The organism is Burkholderia sp. ABCPW 14 (assembly GCF_001523835.1).
Taxonomy (GTDB): domain Bacteria; phylum Pseudomonadota; class Gammaproteobacteria; order Burkholderiales; family Burkholderiaceae; genus Burkholderia; species Burkholderia mayonis.
Window position 1 is genome coordinate 1 of record NZ_LOVS01000190.1, and the last position, 5,756, is coordinate 5,756.

2 tRNA genes and 3 rRNA genes are annotated in these 5,756 nt (G+C 53.5%); all 5 read left to right on the forward strand.

What is annotated here, in order from left to right:
* The first annotated feature begins 438 nt into the window (after positions 1-438).
* The 5 genes from WS62_RS27930 (at position 439) to rrf (ending at position 5,692) form a co-directional block, all read left to right on the forward strand.
* Positions 439-1,971, forward strand: a 16S ribosomal RNA gene (locus WS62_RS27930).
* Between the two features lie 61 nt (positions 1,972-2,032).
* Positions 2,033-2,109, forward strand: a tRNA-Ile gene (locus WS62_RS27935).
* An 84-nt stretch (positions 2,110-2,193) separates the two neighbouring features.
* Positions 2,194-2,269, forward strand: a tRNA-Ala gene (locus WS62_RS27940).
* A 277-nt stretch (positions 2,270-2,546) separates the two neighbouring features.
* Positions 2,547-5,426 (forward strand): 23S ribosomal RNA (locus tag WS62_RS27945).
* A 152-nt stretch (positions 5,427-5,578) separates the two neighbouring features.
* Positions 5,579-5,692 (forward strand): 5S ribosomal RNA (rrf, locus tag WS62_RS27950).
* Together the 16S, 23S and 5S rRNA genes with 2 tRNA genes alongside form the textbook arrangement of a ribosomal RNA operon.
* The last annotated feature ends 64 nt before the right edge of the window (positions 5,693-5,756 follow it).

Sequence of the window (5,756 nt, forward strand, 5' to 3'; positions counted from 1 at the left end):
TGCCTAGAATCACGCCTCTTTCGCGGTAACGGAAACGTAGCGCGAAAGGGGGAGATGGGAAGTTCCGGTGCTCGGGGCGAGACGGTTGGCGGGTTAGTCGACCGAGGGTGCGGGAAGATGATCTAGGCGGTGCGCGGCGGGGTGGTAAGAAAGTTGTTGACGCGCTGCAAATAAGTGATCATAATCTCATTTCTCTGCTGCGGACAACGCGGCGCTGCTGAGAAGGCGGTCCGAAGTAGGAAAAGCTTCTCGCAGATATGCTCTTTAACAATGAACAGCCGATAAGTGTGGGCGCTTGATGAAGCGGTCGATCTTCGGATCGAAAGCGAAAGTATCAAGAGTCTCACACTAAAGTAAGTCAGGTTTGTGAAGCAATTCACGACCTGTCAGCTTTGAGTGAGCGACCGGTTGGAAACAACCGAAAACAGTAACAGGTTTGAACTGAAGAGTTTGATCCTGGCTCAGATTGAACGCTGGCGGCATGCCTTACACATGCAAGTCGAACGGCAGCACGGGTGCTTGCACCTGGTGGCGAGTGGCGAACGGGTGAGTAATACATCGGAACATGTCCTGTAGTGGGGGATAGCCCGGCGAAAGCCGGATTAATACCGCATACGATCTGTGGATGAAAGCGGGGGACCTTCGGGCCTCGCGCTATAGGGTTGGCCGATGGCTGATTAGCTAGTTGGTAGGGTAAAGGCCTACCAAGGCGACGATCAGTAGCTGGTCTGAGAGGACGACCAGCCACACTGGGACTGAGACACGGCCCAGACTCCTACGGGAGGCAGCAGTGGGGAATTTTGGACAATGGGCGAAAGCCTGATCCAGCAATGCCGCGTGTGTGAAGAAGGCCTTCGGGTTGTAAAGCACTTTTGTCCGGAAAGAAATCATCCTGGCTAATAACCGGGGTGGATGACGGTACCGGAAGAATAAGCACCGGCTAACTACGTGCCAGCAGCCGCGGTAATACGTAGGGTGCGAGCGTTAATCGGAATTACTGGGCGTAAAGCGTGCGCAGGCGGTTTGTTAAGACCGATGTGAAATCCCCGGGCTCAACCTGGGAACTGCATTGGTGACTGGCAAGCTAGAGTATGGCAGAGGGGGGTAGAATTCCACGTGTAGCAGTGAAATGCGTAGAGATGTGGAGGAATACCGATGGCGAAGGCAGCCCCCTGGGCCAATACTGACGCTCATGCACGAAAGCGTGGGGAGCAAACAGGATTAGATACCCTGGTAGTCCACGCCCTAAACGATGTCAACTAGTTGTTGGGGATTCATTTCCTTAGTAACGTAGCTAACGCGTGAAGTTGACCGCCTGGGGAGTACGGTCGCAAGATTAAAACTCAAAGGAATTGACGGGGACCCGCACAAGCGGTGGATGATGTGGATTAATTCGATGCAACGCGAAAAACCTTACCTACCCTTGACATGGTCGGAATCCTGCTGAGAGGCGGGAGTGCTCGAAAGAGAACCGGCGCACAGGTGCTGCATGGCTGTCGTCAGCTCGTGTCGTGAGATGTTGGGTTAAGTCCCGCAACGAGCGCAACCCTTGTCCTTAGTTGCTACGCAAGAGCACTCTAAGGAGACTGCCGGTGACAAACCGGAGGAAGGTGGGGATGACGTCAAGTCCTCATGGCCCTTATGGGTAGGGCTTCACACGTCATACAATGGTCGGAACAGAGGGTCGCCAACCCGCGAGGGGGAGCCAATCCCAGAAAACCGATCGTAGTCCGGATCGCACTCTGCAACTCGAGTGCGTGAAGCTGGAATCGCTAGTAATCGCGGATCAGCATGCCGCGGTGAATACGTTCCCGGGTCTTGTACACACCGCCCGTCACACCATGGGAGTGGGTTTTACCAGAAGTGGCTAGTCTAACCGCAAGGAGGACGGTCACCACGGTAGGATTCATGACTGGGGTGAAGTCGTAACAAGGTAGCCGTATCGGAAGGTGCGGCTGGATCACCTCCTTTCTCGAGCTATCCGCGAAGTTGAGCGCTCACGCTTATCGGCTGTAAATTTAGACAGACTCAGGGGTCTGTAGCTCAGTCGGTTAGAGCACCGTCTTGATAAGGCGGGGGTCGTTGGTTCGAATCCAACCAGACCCACCAAGTTGTCTGACGTGTTGTCGGTGGTTGGCGCTTCGGTGCTGACGAGTGCTGATGCCGACGGGCTGAACCTGAGTGTCTCGGTATGGGGGCATAGCTCAGCTGGGAGAGCACCTGCTTTGCAAGCAGGGGGTCGTCGGTTCGATCCCGTCTGCCTCCACCAATCTTCAATGCCAAGGGTTTGCTGAAAGATTCAGCGAGCGCTGTGCATTGGCGATTGAGCCAGTCAGAGTGATATCAACGGATATCGGCTGTCGTTCTTTAACAATCTGGAAGAAGTAAGTAATTTGGATAGCGGAAGCGTCTTGAGATGGACGTGAAAGCTATCCGGGTTGTGATTGTATCGATGTATCTCAAGATGATTCGAACTCTATGTTTGACTCAATTGGAATACGGCACAACGCGAGAACTCAACCTGTAACGAGACAGACTCGTTATAGGGTCAAGCGAACAAGTGCATGTGGTGGATGCCTTGGCGATCACAGGCGATGAAGGACGCGGTAGCCTGCGAAAAGCTACGGGGAGCTGGCAAACGAGCTTTGATCCGTAGATGTCCGAATGGGGAAACCCACTCCTTTTGGAGTATCCATGACTGAATACATAGGTCATGTGAGGCGAACGCGGTGAACTGAAACATCTAAGTAACCGCAGGAAAAGAAATCAACCGAGATTCCCAAAGTAGTGGCGAGCGAAATGGGAAGAGCCTGTACTCTTTATTTGTATTGTTAGCCGAACGCTCTGGAAAGTGCGGCCATAGCAGGTGATAGCCCTGTAGGCGAAAACAGTATGAAAGAACTAGGTGTACGACAAGTAGGGCGGGACACGTGAAATCCTGTCTGAAGATGGGGGGACCATCCTCCAAGGCTAAATACTCGTGATCGACCGATAGTGAACCAGTACCGTGAGGGAAAGGCGAAAAGAACCCCGGGAGGGGAGTGAAATAGATCCTGAAACCGCATGCATACAAACAGTCGGAGCCTCGAAAGGGGTGACGGCGTACCTTTTGTATAATGGGTCAGCGACTTACGTTCAGTAGCAAGCTTAACCGAATAGGGCAGGCGTAGCGAAAGCGAGTCCGAATAGGGCGTTCAGTTGCTGGGCGTAGACCCGAAACCAGGTGATCTATCCATGGCCAGGATGAAGGTGCGGTAACACGTACTGGAGGTCCGAACCCACTAACGTTGAAAAGTTAGGGGATGAGCTGTGGATAGGGGTGAAAGGCTAAACAAACCTGGAAATAGCTGGTTCTCTCCGAAAACTATTTAGGTAGTGCCTCGTGTCTCACCTTCGGGGGTAGAGCACTGTCATGGTTGGGGGGTCCATTGCGGATTACCCCGCCATAGCAAACTCCGAATACCGAAGAGTGCAATCACGGGAGACAGACATCGGGTGCTAACGTCCGGTGTCAAGAGGGAAACAACCCAGACCGCCAGCTAAGGTCCCCAAATATAGCTAAGTGGGAAACGAAGTGGGAAGGCTAAAACAGTCAGGAGGTTGGCTTAGAAGCAGCCACCCTTTAAAGAAAGCGTAATAGCTCACTGATCGAGTCGTCCTGCGCGGAAGATGTAACGGGGCTAAGCTATATACCGAAGCTGCGGATGCGTGCTTGCACGCATGGTAGGAGAGCGTTCCGTAAGCCTGCGAAGGTGCGTTGAAAAGCGTGCTGGAGGTATCGGAAGTGCGAATGCTGACATGAGTAGCGATAAAGGGGGTGAAAGGCCCCCTCGCCGTAAGCCCAAGGTTTCCTACGCAACGTTCATCGGCGTAGGGTGAGTCGGCCCCTAAGGCGAGGCAGAAATGCGTAGCTGATGGGAAGCAGGTCAATATTCCTGCACCATTGTTAAATGCGATGGGGGGACGGATCGCGGAAGGTTGTCCGGGTGTTGGAAGTCCCGGTCGCTGCATTGGAGAAGGCACTTAGGCAAATCCGGGTGCGGAATTCAAGGGTGTGGCGCGAGCGACTTAGGTCGCGAAGCAATTGGAAGTGGTTCCAAGAAAAGCCTCTAAGCTTCAGTTTAACAATGACCGTACCGCAAACCGACACAGGTGGGCGAGATGAGTATTCTAAGGCGCTTGAGAGAACTCGGGAGAAGGAACTCGGCAAATTGGTACCGTAACTTCGGGATAAGGTACGCCCTTGTAGCTTGATGCCCCTGCGGGCAAAGGGTGAAGGGGTTGCAATAAACTGGTGGCTGCGACTGTTTAATAAAAACACAGCACTCTGCAAACACGAAAGTGGACGTATAGGGTGTGACGCCTGCCCGGTGCCGGAAGATTAAATGATGGGGTGCAAGCTCTTGATTGAAGTCCCGGTAAACGGCGGCCGTAACTATAACGGTCCTAAGGTAGCGAAATTCCTTGTCGGGTAAGTTCCGACCTGCACGAATGGCGTAACGATGGCCACACTGTCTCCTCCCGAGACTCAGCGAAGTTGAAGTGTTTGTGATGATGCAATCTACCCGCGGCTAGACGGAAAGACCCCATGAACCTTTACTGTAGCTTTGCATTGGACTTTGAACCGATCTGTGTAGGATAGGTGGGAGGCTATGAAACCGGAACGCTAGTTTCGGTGGAGCCGTCCTTGAAATACCACCCTGGTTTGTTTGAGGTTCTAACCTTGGCCCGTGATCCGGGTCGGGGACAGTGCATGGTAGGCAGTTTGACTGGGGCGGTCTCCTCCCAAAGCGTAACGGAGGAGTACGAAGGTACGCTAGGTACGGTCGGAAATCGTGCTGATAGTGCAATGGCATAAGCGTGCTTAACTGCGAGACCGACAAGTCGAGCAGGTGCGAAAGCAGGTCATAGTGATCCGGTGGTTCTGTATGGAAGGGCCATCGCTCAACGGATAAAAGGTACTCTGGGGATAACAGGCTGATACCGCCCAAGAGTTCATATCGACGGCGGTGTTTGGCACCTCGATGTCGGCTCATCTCATCCTGGGGCTGTAGCCGGTCCCAAGGGTATGGCTGTTCGCCATTTAAAGAGGTACGTGAGCTGGGTTTAAAACGTCGTGAGACAGTTTGGTCCCTATCTGCCGTGGGCGTTGGAAGTTTGAAGGGGGCTGCTCCTAGTACGAGAGGACCGGAGTGGACGAACCTCTGGTGTACCGGTTGTGACGCCAGTCGCATCGCCGGGTAGCTATGTTCGGAAGAGATAACCGCTGAAAGCATCTAAGCGGGAAACTCGCCTTAAGATGAGACTTCCCCGGGGACTTGATCCCCTTGAAGGGTCGTTCGAGACCAGGACGTTGATAGGTCGGGTGTGTAAGCGCAGTAATGCGTTCAGCTAACCGATACTAATTGCCCGTAAGGCTTGATCCTATAACAAGTCTGCCTTGTAGATGAGCGCCGTGCCGATGCACTGGCTGCCATCCGAGAGACTGGTTGGATTCTCGTGTGTGATACACACAACCCAAGATTACTGCTTCTTCCCAGATTGGTCGCGTTGCGAAGCAACGCGACAACCCTCTTTGCCTGATGACCATAGCGAGTCGGTCCCACCCCTTCCCATCCCGAACAGGACCGTGAAACGACTCTACGCCGATGATAGTGCGGATTGCCCGTGTGAAAGTAGGTAATCGTCAGGCTCCCCTCTCAAAACCCCCGCCCACCCAGGCGGGGGTTTTGTTTTTTACACCCCCTCCACTCCAA